The 230-nt window shown below is 37.0% G+C and carries 1 protein-coding gene; it reads left to right on the forward strand.

Annotated elements, in window-relative coordinates; translation table 11 throughout:
• On the forward strand, positions 1-230 hold a 230-nt coding region (locus AAEY62_RS25140), incomplete at both ends, for a phage integrase N-terminal SAM-like domain-containing protein (protein WP_350637228.1).

Below are 230 nucleotides of genomic sequence, written 5' to 3' on the forward strand. Positions count from 1 at the left end.
AGCCATTATTTTAATAAACCACTCGATTTAATTACTGATGATGAGCTGAATATCTTTTTTAAAGATCCCGCTATTCGAAAGCTCTCCAGAGCGAGTCAAAAAATACAAATAAACAGCATTTGGTTTCTGTTTAAGAATATTTTACATCGCCCCCTGAACTTAGACATAGCCTTGCCTAAAGCAAAACCTCGGGCACCTACTTATTTATCGCGTGATGATATTCGACGACT

Source organism: Pseudoalteromonas sp. GW168-MNA-CIBAN-0100, assembly GCF_040309225.1.
GTDB classification, from domain to species: domain Bacteria; phylum Pseudomonadota; class Gammaproteobacteria; order Enterobacterales; family Alteromonadaceae; genus Pseudoalteromonas; species Pseudoalteromonas arctica.